The organism is Streptosporangium sp. NPDC000095 (assembly GCF_042899335.1).
In the GTDB taxonomy this organism is placed as follows: domain Bacteria; phylum Actinomycetota; class Actinomycetes; order Streptosporangiales; family Streptosporangiaceae; genus Streptosporangium.
This window is the reverse complement of record NZ_JBIAZS010000013.1, coordinates 204,099-221,981: the sequence shown is the minus strand read 5'-3', so window position 1 is coordinate 221,981 and position 17,883 is coordinate 204,099. Positions and strand designations below refer to the sequence as shown.

Sequence of the window (17,883 nt, the reverse complement as noted above, 5' to 3'; positions counted from 1 at the left end):
GGTGGACCCCCTGCTCTAAGGATTCCCGGCGGCGCGACCGTACCAAACGGACGCTTCGCCGTAACGACGGACCCTCTCCTCTTCGTACCCCGCGGGCCAGACCAGACCCTTCCCCCTGCTCTCCCGCTCCACCGCGACCAGCGCGTCCTCGGCCAGCCAGCCCCGGTCGCGCAGCGACACGAGCATCGCGTCCACCTCCTCGCCGGCCAGCGCGTACGGCGGGTCGGCGAAGACGAGGTCGTACGGTCTCCCGGCGCCCCCCGTGTCTTCTGTGTCTCCGGCGTCTCCTGCGTCTCCGGCGTCTCCGGTGCCCCCCGGGCCCCTCGCCAGCAGGCGCTCCACCCTGTCGGCGGCGACCTCGGCCCCCGGCAGTCCCAGCGAGGCGATGTTCTGCCTGATCGTCCGGATCGCCTTCGCGTCCGACTCCACCAGGAGCGCGTGATCCGCTCCCCTGGAGAGCGCCTCAAGCCCGAGCGCCCCCGAGCCCGCGTAGAGGTCGAGCACCCGGCACCCCTCCAGCGGGCCGATCAGCGACCCCACGGTGGAGAAGATCCCCTCCCTCGCCCGGTCACTGGTGGGGCGGGTCCCCCGCCCCGGTGGCACGGCCAGCCGCCGTCCTCCTGCGCTTCCCGCGATGACTCGGCTCACCCGGCCATCCTCTCAGTGCCGTCCGCGCCGCCGTCCACACCGCGGGCGCAGCGGCGCCGCACGCACCCCGGCGTGTCGCGACGCATCACATAACCGCAGGTCAAAAGGGTCCTGATAGGTGATCTAGGTCAAGAGTGGGCAAGGAGTGGCGACGAAAGCGTAAGGGTCGTTCCGTCCGGTGCCGGTCCCTTGCATGATGATTCCTGCGGCCTCCAAGTGACCCAGGGGGAGGCCGACCGGCGTGATCGTGAGCCCTTCCGCACGCCGGTGCTCTCGGCACCTGACCCGGGAGTGGGCCCAAGCGGGGACGGCATTCGGGGGGAGGCCGTCCCCGCAGTTGGGCACAGGGGCCGGTGAACGCCCTCGGCCCCGAGAAGAACCCGCGGACACCTCGTCACCCGCCCCATCAGGTCTTCTCCAGATATTCCGCGCGCTCGTCCGCGAGGAGCCTGTCGATCTCGGCGCGGAGCACGGGATGGCCGGCGAGCTCGGGGTCGGCCTCCAGCATCGCCTCGGCGTCCAGGCGCGCGGCGTGGATGACGTCCTCGTCACGCAGCAGCCTGAGCATCTTCAGCGACGATCTGCGCCCCGACTGGGCCACACCGAGCACATCACCCTCCCTGCGCTGTTCCAGGTCGACACGGGACAGCTCGAAGCCGTCCAGGGTGGCCGCCACCGCGTCGAGCCGTGCCCTGGCGGGCGTGCCCCCCGGAGAGTCGGTCACCAGCAGGCACAGGCCGGGCAGCCCGCCGCGCCCGACCCGGCCGCGGAGCTGGTGGAGCTGGGAGACGCCGAAGCGGTCGGCGTCCATGATGACCATGACCGAGGAGTTGGGGACGTCGACGCCGACCTCGATGACCGTGGTCGCCACCAGCACGTCGATCTCCCCCCTGGTGAAGGCCTTCATCACCGCCTCCTTCTCCTCGGGCGGCAGCTTGCCGTGCAGCACCTCCGTACGCAGCCCGTGCAGCGGCCCGTCGGAGAGCGTCTCGGCCACGTCGAGCACCGCGAGCGGCGGTCTGCGCTCGTCGTCGGCCTTCGACATGTCGCCCTCGTCGCCCTCCAGGTCGCCGATGCGCGGGCACACGACGTATGCCTGGCGGCCCAGCTCGATCTCCTCGCGCAGCCGCGTCCAGGCCCGGTCGAGGAAGTGCGGCTTCTCCGCGGCGGGGACCACGTGAGTGGTGATCGGGGCACGGCCGGAGGGCAGCTGGGAGAGCGTGGAGACCGTGAGGTCGCCGAAGACGGTCATCGCGACGGTGCGCGGGATGGGCGTGGCGGTCATCACGAGCACGTGCGGGCGGCCGCCCCCGGCCTTCTCGCGGAGCGCGTCGCGCTGCTCGACGCCGAACCGGTGCTGCTCGTCGACCACGACCAGGCCGAGGTCGGCGAACTGGACGCGCTCCTGCAGGACCGCGTGGGTGCCGACGACGATGCCCGCCGCGCCGGAGGCCGCGTCGAGCATGGCCGAGCGGCGGGCCGCGGCGCCCAGAGAGCCGGTCAGCAGGGCGACCGCGGTGCCGCCGAACATGCCGCCGGTGGCCAGGTCTCCGAGCATGGCCGAGATCGACCGGTGATGCTGCTGCGCGAGCACCTCGGTGGGGGCCAGCAGCACGGCCTGCCCCCCGGCGTCGACCACCTGGAGCATCGCCCGCAGCGCGACGATGGTCTTGCCCGCGCCGACCTCGCCCTGGAGCAGCCGGTGCATGGGGTGGGGCAGCGCCAGGTCGGCCGCGATCTCCTCGCCCACCTCGCGCTGCCCCTCGGTGAGCTCGAACGGCAGCCGCCCGTCGAAGTCGGCGAGCAGCCCGCCCGAGATCGCGGGCCGGGGCGTGGCGGGCCAGGAGGCCGCGGCCATCCGGCGCTGCAGCAGCACCGCCTGGAGCAGGAACGCCTCGTCGAACCTGAGCCGTTTGCGCGCCCTGGCCACGTCGGCGTGGTCGCGGGGGCGATGGATCGCGAGCAGCGCCTCCGACAGGCCGGGGAGCCGGTGCCGGGCGCGCAGCTCCGCGGGGAGCGAGTCGTCGAGCTCGCCCATCGTGTCGAGGACGACGCCCAGCGCCCTGCGGATCGCCCAGGGCGTCACGTCCTTGCCCGCCGGGTAGATCGGCACGAGCGCGGCGGCGAACTCCTCCGCGCCCGCCTCGCTCTCCTCGATCATCTCGAACTCGGGGTGGGAGAGCTGCCACTTGCGCTTCTCGCCCTGGCCGAAGGCGCCGACCTTCCCCGCGAACATGCCGCGCCTGCCCGGCTTCAGCCGCGTCTCCGCGATGTGGGACGTCTTGCCGAAGAACGAGAGATAGATCTTGCTGCCCCGGGCGTCGGCGACCTCGACCTCCAGCCAGGTGCCGCCCTTGTTGCGCATCGGCCTGCGCATGGCCCTGGTGACCTCTCCCACCACGGTGACGTGGTCGTCGACCCGAAGATCGTCGAGATCGGTCAGCTCGCCCCGTTCGGCGTAGCGCCGCGGGTAGTGCCGCAGCAGGTCGCCGACGGTGCGCAGGTCGAGAACGCTCTCCAGCAGCTTGGCCGTCTTGGGGTCAAGCGCCTTCGCCAGCGGCTCGTCGAAGCTCGTCACCCCCGTTTTCTACCGTGTCGAGGCGACAGAATTCACCCGCCACGACGTACCCGGGCACCCGGCGCCGTCTCACTCCACGCCGATGAGCAGCGGGTAGCCGCCCTGCCCGCCCTCGTAGCGGACCACCTCGATGTCCGGCCTGGTCTCGGCCAGATGCTCGGCCACGGCGCGGGCGAGCCCTTCCGGCGCGTCGGCCCCCTCCAGGACGGTCACCAGCTCACTGCTCGACGAGACCATGCGGCGTACGACCTCCAGCGCGGTCGCCACCAGGTCCGTGCCGATCAGCGCGGCGTCGCCGTCGACCACCCCCAGGACGTCGCCGGGCGAGGTCAGGCCCGCGCTCGTCATCACCTCGCGGTCGGCCACCCAGACGTGCCCGTGGCGGGTGTGCGCGGCGGCCTCGGTCATCGCCACCACGTCGTCGTCGAAGCGACGCAGCGGGTCGTGGACGGCGAGCGCCGACAGGCCCTGCACCGAGGCCCTGGTCGGGAGCACGCCGACCACCAGGCCCTCCTCCCTCGCGACCTCCGCCGCGGCGGCCGCGACCTCGCGCGTCCCGCTGTCGTTGGGCAGGACCACGACCTCGGAGCCCGCCTCGCGGATGGCGGCGAGCACCGTCGCCAGCGGAGGGCTCGATCCGGGCTCGCGCCGGACGACCACGGCCCCGGCCTCCTCGAACACCGCCGCCAGCGCGGGTCCCGCGGCCACCGCGACCACGCCCCTGCCCCGCGCGGCCGGATGGATCCTGCCCGAGCCGACCAGGTACGTCACCTTGATCCGGTGGGGGCGGCCCAGCCTCGTCGCCGCCTCGATCGCCGCGCCGGCGTCGTTCACGTGGACGTGGACGTTCCACAGGCCGTCCCCGCCCACGATCACCAGCGAGTCGCCGAGCGCGTCGAGCTCCCCGCGCAGCGCGGCTACCTCCTCCTGGCCGGCGTCCAGCAGATACATGACCTCGTAGCCGGGCCCGTCTCCGTCCTCCCCCGCCCGCGCCGCGGTCTCGGGGACGACCCGGTGTGCCGGAGCCGGGATGTCCACCCGCCCGGTGTAGGAGTCGGTGACGACGGCGGCGAGGCTCTCCAGGATGATCGTCAGACCGGCGCCGCCCGCGTCGACCACCCCGCCGCGGGCCAGCACGTCGAGTTGCCCGGTGGTACGGCCGAGCGCGGAGCGCGCCTCCCCCGCCGCTCTCCTCGCGACCGAGGCGAGGTCCTCCCGCCCGTCGCGCACCGCCGTCGCCACGGCCGCCAGGACGCTCAGGATCGTGCCCTCGACCGGCCTGGAGACCGCGGCCCGGGCGAGCTCGGCGGCTCTGACCAGGCCCCGCCCGAGGTCCGCGCCGCGTCCCTCGGCCTCCCTGAGCACCTCGGCGAGGCCGCGCAGCGCCTGGCTGACGATCACCCCCGAGTTTCCCCGGGCGCCGAGCAGCGCCCCCTGCGCGAACACCCGCCAGGTGGCCTCGGCACCGGCGTCGGCGGGCAGCCCGTCGAGCGCCTCCGCGGCGGAGAGCATGGTCAGGTGCAGGTTGGTGCCGGTGTCGCCGTCGGGTACGGGGAAGACGTTGAGCGCGTCGATCTCCTCACGGGCCCTTCCCAGTGTCTCCGCCGCGAGCCGTGACCACCTGCGCACCGCGGGCGGGTCGAGAACCTGCAGCATTCCTGCCCTCCTGCTCTCCCACACCTGCTCACGCCCGTCCTGGAACGCGCCGACCGCCCCCTGGAGATCGGAAAGCGGCCGATGTCCCGGCGCGAAACCCGCTTCTGCTCGCGCTCGTCCCGTGATGCGCTACGGTTGCCTCCGGAGATTATCCCCGTTCGACCGTTCGCCGCGGGTCGCGTTCGCGTGCAGGGCCGGACATCGGATATCCTCGTGTGGCCAGCCGGCCGTCCCGGCGTGCCCGATGATCGCCGCCAGTGCGGCGGATCGAGCCTCTCGACTGATATAAGGAGCGAACCGTGGCTTCCGTCTGCGACGTTTGCGCTAAGAAGCCGACCTTCGGCAACAACGTCTCCCACTCGCACCGCCGCACCCGCCGCCGCTGGAACCCCAACATCCAGCCCGTGCGCGCAGTGGTGAACGGCACGCCGAAGCGGCTGAACGTGTGCACCTCCTGCATCAAGGCCGGCAAGGTCACCCGCTAGCCAGATCTTCGCGAAGCCCGCCGCCCTCTCGACAGGGCGGCGGGCTTCGTCGTTCCCCGAGGGTTTCCCTCCCGTTCACGAGGTCCCTCCGATCCAGGCCCGCCCGTTCGGGGAACGCCCCGCCCCGGAAGCCGCCCCGCTTCCGAGGTCGTCCCCGCGTGAAAGGGCGTGGGGGTCCGTGAGGGTCAGGGGGAGACGCGCAGCCGCCAGGCGTGGTCCACGGGACCGATGCCCGCTCCCAGCGGGAAACCGTGCGCGATCGCGCCGGTGACGTACGCCTTCGCCTTCTCCACGGCGGCCGGGACGTCCTCGCCGAGGGCGAGGTGGGAGGCGATCGCGGAGGCCAGCGTGCAGCCCGTGCCGTGGGTGTGCCGGTTGTCGTGGCGCTCCGCGCCGAAGCGGAACTCCCGGGTGCCGTCGGTCAGCAGATCGATCGGGGCGCCCGGCAGGTGGCCTCCCTTGATGAGCGCCCACCTCGGCCCGAACTCCAGGACCGCGTCCGCGGCCCGGCGCAGGTCGGCCTCGTCCTCGACCTTCATCCCGGTGAGCTGCAGGACCTCCCACAGGTTGGGGGTGACCACCGTGGCCGTGGGCAGCAGGTGCGACTTCACCGTCTCCACGGCCTCGGGGGCGAGGAGCGCGTCGCCGTGCTTGGAGACCCCGACGGGGTCGACCACGACGGGCACGTCCAGCCTCGCCAGCACTTCGGCCACCGTCTCCACGAGTACGGGTGAGGCGAGCATGCCGGTCTTGACCGCCTGTGCCCCGATGTCACCGAGCACCGAGTCGAGCTGGGCACGTACCGCCTCGGGAGGAAGCTCCCAGTAGCCCTGCACGCCCATCGAGTTCTGCGCGGTCACCGCGGCGATCACACTCATGCCGTGTACGCCGAGGGCCAGCATGGTCTTCAGGTCGGCCTGGATGCCCGCGCCGCCTCCGGAGTCGGAGCCGGCGACGGTCAGCACGCGAGGGGGAGTCAAAACGGTCATGTTTCCCATCCAACCAGTCGCATCCAACCGGCGTCGTCCACCCGCGTGCCTCTGGACGTCGACGTCCGGCCCGATGACTCGTCGCCCACCGACGAGCCCGCCCCCGAGCCCCTCGTCGTCCACGCGACGTCGCTCCGGCCGCGAAGCGCTCCCCTGGCCTTCCCCGCCCCCGGGGCGGGACCTCTCGACGCCGCTTCCCGAGACAGGGACGCCTCCCCCCGGAGGTTCTCGCCGCTCCAGAGCCCGCCGAGCGGCTCTCTGCCGGTTTACGGAGGGAAACAGGATCCTTGACCGTCTACGGCTTCATTGGGGCCGTGTGGGCGGTTTGGAGGGCTGTGTCGTGAGCGACCCCCCGGTCAGGCGACGGAGCACTCTCCCTGGTCGCTCCAGCAGCTCGCCGGGATCTCCGCGTCCCCGCTCGCGGTGAAGGTGACGACGAATCTCTCACCGGCCCGCAGGCTTTTGCGCGACTCGATCACCAGGTCGCCGTCGACCTGCTCCCAGCCGGCTCCCCGCACCGAGGAGATCTCACCGCTGACCGGCAGGCTCACCGTCAGGTTCGCGACGTTCTCGTTCGCGGCGACCACGAGTTCGACGGTGTAGGTCCGCGACCTCTCCCGCACCACGCCGGCGCCGACCGTGATCGCGGCGCCCCCCGCGGACGGGGGCGCGACGAAGGTCGTCTCACTGGGCGCGGGATCGGGTCCGGCGCTGCTCAGGGGCTGCTCGGCGGGGGCCGGCGTCTGTTCGCCGACGACGAGGGGCTCGGGGGCGGAGCTGGGCTCGTCGGTGAGTGACGAGTCGTCGGGCCGGGTGTCGACGTCCAGGGGCGCGCGGGTGGCCTTCGGCGTCGGCGTGGGCCGGGGGGTGGAGGTGGTGCCCCCGTCTCCCCTGCGGGGGGAGGGCCGGTCAGGTGCGGCCGTGGGCCTCGCCTTCTCGTCCTCGGGCTCCGGAGTCTCGTCGCCCGTCTCCGCGGGCTCGTCCTCCGGCGTCGGTTCCTCGGTGGGCTCCTCGGCGAGGCCGGTGTCGTCCGCCTCCGGTAGCGGCTGGTTCGACGCCGCGACGCAACCGGCGGGCGGGCAGTCGGCGGGGCTCTCCGAACCGGCCAGGGCCCGGACGCCGACCACGGTCCCGCCCAGCACCACGGCCACCGCGGCGACGATCAGCAGCGCCTTCCTGACCCGTCCGCCGGTTCCCTCTTCGTCCTCGGGCCACGGGTCGAGCGCGGTGGAGATCGCTGACGTCGCTGCCGTGTCGGACGGCTCGGACTCCGAGGTCCATCCCGATCCCAGGAAACCCGTCCGGGTCTCGGCACTCACCGACTCCTCGGGACGGAGCCGGCGCCCGAGCGGCTCGTCCCTGGGACCCGGTTCCGGAGTGGGCTCCGGCCTGCGTTTACCCCGGTTCGGGAGAGCCTCTTCCCCGTTCGCGCCGTGGCGGCCCATGTGGCCCCTTTCTCGAGGGAATCTCGACCGCCCATCTTCATACCAGTTAGATAACCGTTTGTCGCAATTTTCACAAACATCACAGGAAGTGGTACATGTCACTCCCGGAAGTGATCCCAGCCTCCGTGATCAAGAAGAAGGCCCTTGACCTGCACACCTTCCCCCTCGACGACGTGACCCACCACGTTCCAGCCCTCCGGGAGCCCCAGGTGAGCGGGGAAGGTCGCGGCGAGGGCGTGGTCGTCGCCGCCGGAGAGAATCCACTCCAGCGGATCGACGCCGAGCAGCCGGGCGGCCTCCCGCATCACCGGCGGGACGGCGAACGCCTCCGGGTCGAGGACGAGCGCGGTCCCGGCCGCCGCCGCCACGTGGCCGAGATCCTGGAGCAGGCCGTCGCTCACGTCGAGCATCGCGGTCGCGCCGAGCGCGGCGGCCTCCGGGCCGCGTGCGTAGGGGGGCAGCGGGCGGCGGTGGGCGTCGATCAACTCCGTCGGTCCCGTCGATCCCGCGCGAAGCAGCGCGAGCCCGGCCGCGGCGTACCCGAGGCGGCCCGCGAAGGCGACCACGTCACCGGGACGGGCCCCCGAGCGCGTGACCGGTGCCCGGCCGCCCAGGTCGCCGAGAGCGGTGACGGCGACCACGACGAGGTCGCAGCGGGTGATGTCGCCGCCCGCCACCGCGGCGCCGACGAGATCACACTCGTCGCGGAAGCCGTCGGTGAGGTCGTCCAGCCAGCCGGTGGTGGCGTCGGCGGGCAGTCCGAGACCGACGACGAGACCGGTGGGATCGGCCCCCATCGCCACGACGTCGGAGAGATTCTGCGCGGCGGCCTTGCGGCCGATGTCGTAGCCACTGGACCAATCGCGGCGGAAGTGCCTACCCTCAATCAACAGGTCGGTCGTGACGACGACCCGTCCGTCGGGAGCGCTCACCACCGCGGCGTCGTCCCCAGGACCGAGCAACACGGCCCTACCTCGTGGCAAACGTCCGGCAATACGTGCAACAACCCCGAATTCGCCGAGATCTCCGACTGTGATGACACACCTCCCGTTCATCACAGGGTACGGTGGCCCTTCGGCACTGATCCAATCGCCCGGGAGGTCGCTATGGTGCAGGCCTACATCCTTATCCAGACCGAGGTCGGCAAGGCCGCGAACGTGGCGTCGGAGATCTCCGGTATCTCAGGTGTCACCCAGGCGGAGGACGTCACCGGGCCGTACGACGTCATCGTGCGCGCCGAGGCCCGCAACGTCGACGAGCTGGGGAAGCTCGTGGTGGCCCAGATCCAGGGTGTGGAGGGGATCACGCGTACGCTGACGTGTCCCATCGTCCACATCTGAGTTCGCGAATCGAGCCGGTACCCGGTCTCACGTCCGGGTTCCCGGCTCCCGCATCCGACCCATGGAACGTGACATGCCACTGCGGTTCGCCCGCCGGACGGCGTGCGCCTGCGCCCTGCTGATCCTGGCGGGCTGCGGCGGCGCCGTCCGGGTCGAGCCTCCGACCCCCGAGGGGCCGGCCGCCGCCGCCTGCCAGGCGCTCGCCGAGCGGCTCCCGCGCACGCTCGACGGCGCGGACCGTACGGAGTCCACCCCCGCCTCCCCCTACGTCGCCGTGTGGGGGGAGGCGCGCATCGCGCTGCGCTGCGGGGTGCCGCGACCGGTGACGATGTCACCGACCGACCAGGTGCCCGAGATCGACGGGGTGGCGTGGTACGCCGACCCGGCCAGGCCGACGCTGTTCACCGCGATCGGCAGGGAGGCCTACGTCGAGGTGACGATCGCGCGGGAGCACACCCCGCAGAACGTGCTGATCGATCTCGCGGCCCCCATCAAGAGCGCCCTACCGCAGACCGGGTGAGCGTTCGAGCGCGAGCCGGATCAGCCGGTCGACCAGCTCGGCGTAGGGCACCCCGGTGGCGGCCCACAGCTGCGGCGCGACCGACATCGAGGTGAACCCCGGCATGGTGTTGATCTCGTTGACGATCAACCGCCCGTCGGGGGTGAGGAAGAAGTCGACCCGGGACAGGCCCTCGCAGCCCAGCGCCTCGAAGGCGCGGACGGCCATCGCACGCAGCTCCTCCGCGGTCTCCTGGGGGATGTCGGCGGGCACGGACAGCGACATGTCGTCCCCGAGGTACTTGGCCTCGAAGTCGAAGAACTCGTGGTCGCCGTGGACCAGCACCTCGCCGGGCAGGCTCGCCCTGGGCGCCTCGTCGCCCGGCGACTCCAGCACCGCGCACTCGATCTCGCGGCCCGTGACGGCGGCCTCGACCAGCACCTTGGGGTCGTGCTCGCGGGCGAACTCGATCGCCCGCTCCAGCTCCTCCAGGTTGGCGGCCTTGGAGATGCCCTGGCTGGACCCGGCGCGCGCGGGCTTGACGAAGACCGGCCAGCCGAGCTCCTGGACCTCCTTGAGGACCCGGCCGCGGTCGGTCCGCCAGTCGCGGTCGCGGATCGTGACGTACGGGCCGACGGGCAGGCCCGCGGCGGCGAGCACCAGCTTCATGTAGGACTTGTCCATGCCGACCGAGCTCGCCAGCACCCCGGAGCCGACGTAGCGGACCCCCGCCATCTCCAGCAGCCCCTGGATCGTGCCGTCCTCGGCGAAGGGGCCGTGCATCACGGGAAAGACGACGTCGACCTGGCCGAGCTCGACGGGAATGCTGCCGGGGTCGTGCGCCACCAGCGAGCCGCCGCCCGCCGTCGAGGCCGCGAGCGCGAGGGTCGCCCCCGCCGCGTCGACGGCGGGCAGCTCACCGCTGTCGATCTCGTAGCGCTGCTCCCCCGAGGCGAGCACCCACCGGCCGTCCTGGGCGATCCCGATGGGGACCACCTCGTACTTGGATCTGTCGATGGCCTCCAGCACGCTTCCCGCCCCGAGAATGGAGACGGCGTGCTCGGAATTGCGACCGCCGAAGACGACGGCGACCCTCGGTAGAGGTTCGTGCTGCTCACTCATGATGACCGAATCTACCCCCTGTTAGGGGGCAATCCAGCTGTTAGACGCGCCTACCTACCCGATGTGGGTAATGAGTCGAGCGCCTTGGTCACGTCCATGATCAGATCCTCGGCGTCCTCCAGCCCGATGGAGAAGCGGACCGCCGCCGCGTCGACCCCGGATCCCTCACCGAGCCGCCCGTGGGCGGCCGAGGCCACGTGCGCGGCCTTGGTGCGTGTCCCTCCGGCGGAGGTGGCGATCGGGACGAGCTTGAGCGCGTCGGCGAGGGCCACCCCCGCGTCGTAGCCGCCGCGCGGGGTGATCGTCACGCAGGCGCCGTATCTCGTGCCCTCGGGGCCTGAGTCGAACAGGTGCCTGGCGAGCTGGTGGCCGGGGTGTCCCGGCAGTCCCGGGTAGTCGACCCGGCGCACGGCGGGATGCTTGGCCACGGCGGCGGCGAAGACCATCGCGGTGGAGCACATCCGGCGGACCCGCAGCGTCAGGGTCTCCAGACCTCGGCGGAGCAGGAACGCGTCGTCGGGGGAAAGGGTGCCCCCGGTGTCGATCCTGACCTCGCGCAGCTGGGCGATGAGGTCGGGACGGCCCACCGCCACACCTCCGGCGCAGTCGTCGTGGCCGCCGAGATACTTGGTCGCGGAGTGGATCACCAGGTCGGCGCCGTGTTCGAGGGGACGGCACACGATCGGGGTCGCGAAGGTGGAGTCGACCACCAGCAGCGCCCCGGCGGCGCGGGCGATCCGGTAGAGGCCCCGGATGTCGGAGACGGCCATGGTGGGGTTGGACAGCGTCTCCGCGTAGATGATCTTCGTGTTGGGTTTGATCGCCGCCCGCACCCGGGACAGCTCGCCGTAGCCGACGAAGTCCGCGCCGACCCCGAACCTGGCCAGCACGTTCGTGATCAGCGAGTGGGTCCCGCCGTACAGCGGGGTGGGGGCCACGATGTGCGCGCCCGCGCGCAGGAACGTCATCAGGACCGCGTTGACCGCGGCCATCCCCGAGGCGAACGCCTGGCCCGCCACGTCCTCGGGCGCCGCGGCGCCCTCCAGGGAGGCCACCGCCGAGGCGAAGGAGGCCGTGGTGGGGTTGTCGGCCAGGCCGTAGGCGTATCCGGGGCTTTTGTCGTCGAACGCCTCGGCGTACTCGGCGGAGTCACCGAAGTGCCACGCGGAACTGCGCCACACGGGAGGGCCGAGCGGGGCCTGCGGCGGCGGCTCGGGAGCGGGCAGGTGCACCGACCGGGTGTTCTCGCCCTTGCGTCTGCGCATCCGTCTGTTCATCGACCACGCCGTCCGTTCACAGGCCGTACCGTTCCGGCTTGGGAGTCCGCGACATCAGCAGCACCGCGGCCTCGCTGGGGGGCATCGCGTCGTGGACGACGGCCACCACCACCTCGGTGATCGGCATCTCCACATCGTGTTTTCTGGCCAGTTCGAGCACCGACTCGCAGGACTTGACCCCCTCGGCGGTCTGTTTCGTGGCGGCGATGACCTCGGTCAGCGTCATGCCTCGCCCAAGATTCTCACCGAAAGTACGGTTCCTCGACAATGGGGAGGTACAGGTCGCCACCAGATCACCCATGCCCGCGAGGCCCGCGAAGGTGTGCGGGTCCGCGCCGAGCGCCGCGCCGAGCCGGGAGATCTCGGCCAGGCCACGCGTCATCAGCATCGCCCCGACGTTGTCGCCGAGCCCCATCCCCGCCGAGATGCCGACCGCCAGGGCGATCACGTTCTTGACGGCCCCGCCGAGCTCGACCCCGATGACGTCGGGGTTGGTGTACGGGCGAAACCAGGGCGGCAGGTAGCAGGCCTCCTGAAGTCGCTCCATCGCCCGCTCGTCCGTGCAGGCGACCACGGTGGCGGCCGGCTGGCCCCTGACGATCTCACCGGCCAGGTTGGGTCCCGACACCACCGCGACGCGTTCCTCGGGCACCTCGGCGACCTCGCGGATCACCTCGCTCATCCGCTTGGTGGTGCCCAGCTCGATGCCCTTCATCAGGCTGACCAGCACCGCGCCGGGCGGCAGGTGCGGCTTCCAGCGGGTCAGGTTCTCCCGCAGGGTCTGGGAGGGCACCGCGAGCACCACGAAGTCGGCGCCTTCGAGGGCCTCGGCGGGGTCGACGGTGGCGCGCAGGGTCTCGGGCAGCACCGCGCCCGGCAGGTAGTCGGGGTTCTCGTGCCGCCGGTCGATCGCCTCGACGATCTCCGGCTTGCGTCCCCACAGCGTCGTCCGGGTGCCCGCCCCGGCGAGGATCATGCCGAAGGTCGTCCCCCACGAGCCCGTGCCGAACACGGCCGCCTTGGTCATCGGTTCTCCTCGGGCGTGGAAACCTCCGCCTCGGGGCGGGCGAGGAGGCGCGCGGCGCCGTACGGCTCCGCACCGGGTCCGGCGATGACCAGGTCACCACGGGGGTGACCTGCGGCGTCCTCACCCTCCGGACGGCGGGAAGGCGAAACGCCTGCGGAGTTGCTGTAGGACCTCAAGGGATTTCTCCTGGCGGGCGACCGGTGGTGAATCAGGAACTCTCACGGGCGACCGTGGGAACCCCCTCCCCCTACGGAGGGGGGATGTCAACACCGTACGCCGAAGTCAGTTGTCGGACGGTCGCCTGAACGGCGTCTCGGGTGCCTTCTCCCCGCGAATCTCGGCCAGCTGGGCCGTGATCGCCGCCATGATGTCGGCGGTCGCCTCGCGCAGGACGTCGGCGGAGGGTGGCTCCCCCTCGCGTCCCGCGTACTTCGACAGGTCGACCGGCGGCCCCGTCTGCACACTGAACGTCTTGCGCGGCAGCAGGCGGGGCCTCTTCGCGCCGTACGGCAGGATCTCCTGGGCTCCCCAGTGGGCGACGGGGATCACCGTCGCGCCGGTCGCCAGCGCGAGCCTGGCCGCGCCGGTCTTGCCCTCCATCGGCCAGAAGTCCGGGTCGCGGGTGCAGGTGCCCTCCGGGTAGAACATCACGCACGCCCCGGCGGCGAGCCGCCGCTTCGACTCCTCCAGCGAGCGCGCCGCGTCGGCGCTCCCCCGGTAGACCGGGATGGCCTGCATGACCTTCACCAGGTGACCGACGAGCGGTACGGAGAAGAGACCCGACTTGGCGAGGATCACCGGCCAGCGGCCGTGGTTGTAGAGGAAGTGCGCGACGAGGATGGGGTCCAGCCACGACAGATGGTTGGTCACCATGATGATCCCGCCCGTCCCGGGGAGGCGGTCGCTGCGACGCCAGTCCTTCTTGACCAGGAGCCACGAGATCGGCTTGACGATGACGACGGCGAAGGCCACCCAGAATCGCGAAGGCCATCCGGGGCGTCTCATGGGCTCCTCCATCCGAGCGGGGTGCGCCTCAGTCTCCCGGTTCGCTCCGGGGGATGTCGAGGCGGGATGCTTAAGGCTATGTCTGCTTCGGAGAGCTCCGGCTGGACCCTGGTCGTCCCGGTCAAGACGCTGGTCGCCGCCAAGACCCGCCTGTCGGCCGCGGCGGGCCCGCACCGGGCCGCGCTGGCCGTGGCGATCGCCTGCGACACCGTCGAGGCGGCGCTGAGCTGCGCGCTCGTCGCACGGGTGATCGTGGTGACGGGCGACCCGGTGGCCGCCGAGGCGCTCGGCGAGGTCGGCGCGCACGTGGTCGGCGATCCGGAGGCGGGGCTGAACGCCGCCCTGCGGCACGGGGCCCTGGAGGCGGCGCGGCTCGCGCCCGGCGACCCCGTGGGCGCCCTGCAGGCCGACCTTCCCGCCCTGCGGCCTGCGGAGCTGGCCCGCGTGCTGATCGCCGCCGCGGAGTTCGACCAGGTGTTCCTGCCCGACGCCGCCGAGATCGGCACCACCTTCTACGGCGTACGGCCCACGGTGCCGTTCACGCCGGGATTCGGCGGCGAGTCGCGGGAGCGGCACCTGCGGCGCGGCGCGAAGGAGCTCTCCGTACAGGACGTGGAGTCGGTCCGCCACGACGTGGACACCCCGGACGACCTGCGTCTCGCGCTCGCCCTCGGCGTCGGCCCCCGCACGCTGGCGATGGCGCGGAGGATCTCGGCGTCGAACCGGGACGACGGTTAGGCTGGACGGATGCAGGCGACGGTGCGGGACTTCGATCCGGCGACCCGGTCGGGGTCGGTCTTCCTGGACGACGGGACCCAGATCCCGTTCGGGGCGGCGGCGTTCGACGCGGGGCCGCTGCGGCTGCTCAGGTCGGGCCAGCGGGTCAACCTCGTGATGGACGGCGACGACGTCACCTACGTCACCCTCTCGACCTTTCCGCTGCCCGGATAGTCCGGAAGGACGACCCTCGCGGCCCGGTCGCGAATCGGTCGCGAAGACGAGGACGGCGAGGACGGGGCTTCGGGAAAACTCTCGGGCGCCCGGGCCGCCCGGCGCAAAAGCCGGGCGCCCGGACCCCCGTGACGGGAGTCCGGGCGCCCGTGCCCGGGACCTACCGCTTCTTCGCCGACTTCTTGCCGCCGTTGTTGACGAGTTCCTTGAAGTCGGAGCCAGGCCGGAACTTCGGCCCCCAGCTCTCGGCGACGTGAATCTCGGCACCCGTGGAGGGGTTGCGGGCGGTGCGGGCCGGCTTGTGCACCATCTCGAAGGCGCCGAACCCCGTGATCGAGACCTTGTCGCCACTCGCGACGGCGGTCTGGATGGCGTCAAGCACCGCGTTCACGGCCTCGGTGGCCGTCTTCTTGTCGCCCACCCGATCCGCGATGGCGTCGACGAGTTCCTTTTTGTTCATTAAGGTTGCTCCCCCTGCTTACCGATGTCCGGGAGTGGGTCACGAGGCAGAAAACCCGTCTCACCCGATTTGTCACGGCGAGGGGTCTCATCACAGATCTCTCATCAACGATCACGACGAGAAACCCCTTGCCCGCTTGAAATTAGGGGACGGAGCCGTATGACTCAATCACCTTCCGCAATGTTTCCAGTGCTCGGCGTATCCGAAACCACGACATCAATACTGAGAAGGAACAAATCAAGACGCCCGGCGGCGTGTTCGAGGTCGCGTTTGGCCATATCGCAGATGGCGAGAAGACGCCGGGCGAGACGTTTTCTCTCCTCGGCGGGGACGGGCAGAGACCGGACGTGGCGGTGCGCCTCGCGCAGCCGCCACGCCAGCTCGTGTTCTGAACGCGTCAGACGGTCGTCGGCAGCCATGGCTGCCGACCATTCTCGTATGTCCCGATGGCATCGGCGTTGCGCAGGGTCAGCCCGATGTCGTCCAGGCCCTCCATGAGCCGCCAGCGCGTGTAGTCGTCGATCTCGAACGCGACGCTCTCCCCGCCCCAGCGGACCTGGCGCTCCGCCAGGTCCACGGTGATCTCCAGGGTGGGGTCCGCCTCCACCGCGGCCTGCAGGGCCTCGACGGTCTCGCCGGGCAGGACGACCGGGAGCAGGCCCATCTTGGTGGAATTATTACGGAAGATGTCGGCGAACCGGGCCGCGATCACGACGCGGAAGCCGTACTGCTGCAGGGCCCAGACCGCGTGTTCGCGGGAGGAGCCGGTGCCGAAGTCGGGTCCGGCGAGCAGGATCGTGGCGCCCTCGTGGGCGGGGTTGTTCAGGACGAAGTCGGGGTCCTCGCGCCAGGCGGAGAACAGGCCCTTCTCGAAACCGGTCCGGCTGACCTGCTTGAGCCAGACGGCGGGGATGATCTGGTCGGTGTCCACGTTGCTGCGGCGCAGCGGCACGGCCCGGCCGGTGTGGGTGACGAACGCTTCCATCGCGAGGACTCCTTACAGGCCGGCGGGCAGGTCGGCGGGCAGATCGGCAGGCGCGGTGAGTTTGCCGGTGACGGCGGTCGCGGCGGCGACCTGCGGGGACACGAGGTGCGTACGGCCGCCCTTGCCCTGACGCCCCTCGAAGTTGCGGTTGGAGGTCGAGGCGCTGCGCTCGCCGGGGGCGAGGGTGTCGGGGTTCATGCCCAGGCACATGGAACAGCCCGCCTCGCGCCATTCGGCGCCCGCGTTCTTGAAGACCTCGTGCAGCCCCTCCTGCTCGGCCTGGAGCTTGACCAGCATCGAGCCGGGCACGATCAGCGTGCGCGTGACGACCTGGCGCCCGCGCAGCACGTCGGCCGCGGCGCGCAGGTCCTCCAGGCGCCCGTTGGTGCAGGAGCCCACGAAGACCGTGTCGACCTGGACCTCGCGGAGCGGGGTGCCCGCGGTCAGGCCCATGTACTCCAGGGCGCGGGCGGCGGCGGCCGGGTCGCCGGTGTCCTCCGGGCGCGGCACGGACGTCCCCAGCGGGGCCCCCTGGCCAGGGTTGGTGCCCCAGGTGACGAACGGGGTGAGCGTCGAGGCGTCGATCTCCACGACGGTGTCGAAGACGGCGTCCTCGTCGGTCACCAGCGTCTTCCAGTACGCGACCGCGGCGTCCCAGTCGGCGCCGGAGGGCGCGTGGGGACGGCCCTTGAGGTATTCGAAGGTGGTCTCGTCGGGAGCGATCAGGCCCGCGCGGGCGCCCGCCTCGATGGACATGTTGCAGACGGTCATCCGGCCCTCCATGGAGAGCCTGCGGATCGCCTCACCGCGGTATTCCACGATGTAGCCCTGACCGCCGCCGGTGCCGATCTTGGCGATGATCGCGAGGATCAGGTCCTTCGCCGTGACGCCGGTCGGCAGCTCGCCGGAGACCTCGATCGCCATCGTCTTCGGCCGGTAGGCGGGCAGCGTCTGGGTGGCCAGCACGTGCTCGACCTCGGAGGTGCCGATGCCGAACGCGATGCCGCCGAAGGCGCCGTGGGTGGAGGTGTGAGAATCACCACACACGATCGTCATGCCGGGCTGGGTCAGACCGAACTGCGGGCCGATGATGTGGACCACGCCCTGCCCCGCGTCGCCCATCGGATACAGCCGGACGCCGAACTCCGCGCAGTTCTTGCGCAGCGTCTCGACCTGCACCCGCGACACCGGGTCGTCGATGGGACCACGCACGGTCGGGACGTTGTGGTCCTCGGTGGCGATGGTGAGCTCGGGACGCCGGATGGGGCGGTTGGCCATGCGCAGGCCGTCGAACGCCTGCGGGCTCGTCACCTCGTGAATGAGGTGCAGGTCGATGTAGAGCAGGTCGGGTTCTCCCTCGGCACGTCGTACAACGTGCTGCTCCCATACCTTCTCCGCGAGCGTGCGGCCCATGTC

At 71.5% G+C, this 17,883-nt stretch carries 19 protein-coding genes; 5 read left to right on the top strand and 14 right to left on the bottom strand.

Features of this window, described 5'->3' with window-relative positions; genetic code table 11:
- Positions 1-15: 15 nt before the first annotated feature.
- The 3 genes from ACFY3V_RS27395 to ACFY3V_RS27385 all read right to left on the bottom strand — a co-directional run bounded on the left by ACFY3V_RS27395 (position 16) and on the right by ACFY3V_RS27385 (position 4,882).
- Entirely contained in the window at positions 16-648 is a 633-nt protein-coding gene (locus ACFY3V_RS27395; RefSeq protein ID WP_389777442.1) for an RsmD family RNA methyltransferase, read from the bottom strand.
- A 406-nt stretch (positions 649-1,054) separates the two neighbouring features.
- Positions 1,055-3,226, bottom strand: coding sequence for an ATP-dependent DNA helicase RecG (gene recG, locus ACFY3V_RS27390; RefSeq protein WP_362921079.1), 2,172 nt, complete (start codon positions 3,224-3,226; stop codon positions 1,055-1,057).
- A gap of 69 nt (positions 3,227-3,295) precedes the next feature.
- The gene (locus ACFY3V_RS27385; RefSeq protein ID WP_389777439.1) at positions 3,296-4,882 is read right to left on the bottom strand and encodes a DAK2 domain-containing protein; all 1,587 of its coding nucleotides are present in this window, start codon (positions 4,880-4,882) and stop codon (positions 3,296-3,298) included.
- Between the two features lie 299 nt (positions 4,883-5,181).
- Here ACFY3V_RS27385 and rpmB point away from each other — a divergent pair, with 299 nt between their 5' ends.
- Entirely contained in the window at positions 5,182-5,367 is a 186-nt protein-coding gene (gene rpmB, locus ACFY3V_RS27380) for a 50S ribosomal protein L28 (protein WP_012894387.1), read from the top strand.
- Positions 5,368-5,552: 185 nt separating this feature from the next.
- Here the strand turns inward: rpmB and thiD are convergent, their stop codons facing one another.
- The 3 genes from thiD to ACFY3V_RS27365 form a co-directional block, all read right to left on the bottom strand.
- On the bottom strand, positions 5,553-6,365 hold the full coding sequence (thiD, locus tag ACFY3V_RS27375) for a bifunctional hydroxymethylpyrimidine kinase/phosphomethylpyrimidine kinase (protein WP_389777436.1): 813 nt from the start codon (positions 6,363-6,365) through the stop codon (positions 5,553-5,555).
- Between the two features lie 347 nt (positions 6,366-6,712).
- Complete coding sequence (locus ACFY3V_RS27370; protein WP_389777433.1) at positions 6,713-7,675, bottom strand: hypothetical protein; 963 nt, start codon at positions 7,673-7,675, stop codon at positions 6,713-6,715.
- 224 nt (positions 7,676-7,899) lie between these two features.
- Positions 7,900-8,856 (bottom strand): thiamine-phosphate kinase, encoded by a 957-nt coding sequence (locus ACFY3V_RS27365; protein WP_350949355.1) that lies wholly within the window; start codon positions 8,854-8,856, stop codon positions 7,900-7,902.
- 51 nt (positions 8,857-8,907) lie between these two features.
- Between ACFY3V_RS27365 and ACFY3V_RS27360 the strand changes: the two genes are divergently transcribed.
- Together ACFY3V_RS27360 and ACFY3V_RS27355 are read left to right on the top strand one after the other, a co-directional pair.
- The gene (locus tag ACFY3V_RS27360) at positions 8,908-9,141 is read left to right on the top strand and encodes an Lrp/AsnC ligand binding domain-containing protein (protein WP_350949356.1); all 234 of its coding nucleotides are present in this window, start codon (positions 8,908-8,910) and stop codon (positions 9,139-9,141) included.
- Between the two features lie 73 nt (positions 9,142-9,214).
- Entirely contained in the window at positions 9,215-9,661 is a 447-nt protein-coding gene (locus tag ACFY3V_RS27355; protein ID WP_350949357.1) for a DUF3515 family protein, read from the top strand.
- Here ACFY3V_RS27355 and ACFY3V_RS27350 read toward each other — a convergent pair.
- The 4 genes from ACFY3V_RS27350 to ACFY3V_RS27335 form a co-directional block, all read right to left on the bottom strand.
- The gene (locus tag ACFY3V_RS27350; protein WP_362899493.1) at positions 9,644-10,762 is read right to left on the bottom strand and encodes a D-alanine--D-alanine ligase family protein; all 1,119 of its coding nucleotides are present in this window, start codon (positions 10,760-10,762) and stop codon (positions 9,644-9,646) included. The genes ACFY3V_RS27355 and ACFY3V_RS27350 overlap by 18 nt on opposite strands.
- Before the next feature lie 50 nt (positions 10,763-10,812).
- Positions 10,813-12,027, bottom strand: coding sequence for an aminotransferase class I/II-fold pyridoxal phosphate-dependent enzyme (locus tag ACFY3V_RS27345; RefSeq protein ID WP_362899492.1), 1,215 nt, complete (start codon positions 12,025-12,027; stop codon positions 10,813-10,815).
- Positions 12,028-12,055: 28 nt separating this feature from the next.
- Positions 12,056-13,066: an NAD(P)H-dependent glycerol-3-phosphate dehydrogenase gene (locus ACFY3V_RS27340; protein ID WP_350949360.1), complete on the bottom strand. Its 1,011-nt coding sequence runs from the start codon at positions 13,064-13,066 to the stop codon at positions 12,056-12,058.
- Between the two features lie 282 nt (positions 13,067-13,348).
- Positions 13,349-14,071 carry a lysophospholipid acyltransferase family protein gene (locus tag ACFY3V_RS27335; RefSeq protein WP_362899490.1) on the bottom strand — a complete coding sequence of 241 codons (723 nt, stop codon included), beginning with the start codon at positions 14,069-14,071 and terminating at the stop codon, positions 13,349-13,351.
- Positions 14,072-14,149: 78 nt separating this feature from the next.
- Between ACFY3V_RS27335 and cofC the strand changes: the two genes are divergently transcribed.
- Together cofC and ACFY3V_RS27325 are read left to right on the top strand one after the other, a co-directional pair.
- Positions 14,150-14,809, top strand: a complete 660-nt coding sequence (gene cofC / locus ACFY3V_RS27330) for a 2-phospho-L-lactate guanylyltransferase (RefSeq protein WP_389777425.1) — start codon at positions 14,150-14,152, stop codon at positions 14,807-14,809.
- Between the two features lie 9 nt (positions 14,810-14,818).
- Positions 14,819-15,022: a hypothetical protein gene (locus ACFY3V_RS27325; RefSeq protein WP_350949364.1), complete on the top strand. Its 204-nt coding sequence runs from the start codon at positions 14,819-14,821 to the stop codon at positions 15,020-15,022.
- Positions 15,023-15,182: 160 nt separating this feature from the next.
- Here the strand turns inward: ACFY3V_RS27325 and ACFY3V_RS27320 are convergent, their stop codons facing one another.
- The 4 genes from ACFY3V_RS27320 to leuC all read right to left on the bottom strand — a co-directional run bounded on the left by ACFY3V_RS27320 (position 15,183) and on the right by leuC (position 17,880).
- Positions 15,183-15,482 (bottom strand): HU family DNA-binding protein, encoded by a 300-nt coding sequence (locus tag ACFY3V_RS27320; protein ID WP_350949365.1) that lies wholly within the window; start codon positions 15,480-15,482, stop codon positions 15,183-15,185.
- Between the two features lie 164 nt (positions 15,483-15,646).
- Positions 15,647-15,901 carry a hypothetical protein gene (locus ACFY3V_RS27315; protein WP_350949366.1) on the bottom strand — a complete coding sequence of 85 codons (255 nt, stop codon included), beginning with the start codon at positions 15,899-15,901 and terminating at the stop codon, positions 15,647-15,649.
- A complete protein-coding gene (gene leuD, locus ACFY3V_RS27310) occupies positions 15,880-16,467 on the bottom strand; it encodes a 3-isopropylmalate dehydratase small subunit (protein WP_350949367.1) in 588 nt (195 codons plus the stop codon). The genes ACFY3V_RS27315 and leuD overlap by 22 nt, the downstream gene beginning before the upstream one ends.
- 12 nt (positions 16,468-16,479) lie before the next feature.
- Complete coding sequence (leuC, locus tag ACFY3V_RS27305) at positions 16,480-17,880, bottom strand: 3-isopropylmalate dehydratase large subunit (protein WP_362899484.1); 1,401 nt, start codon at positions 17,878-17,880, stop codon at positions 16,480-16,482.
- Positions 17,881-17,883: the final 3 nt, after the last annotated feature.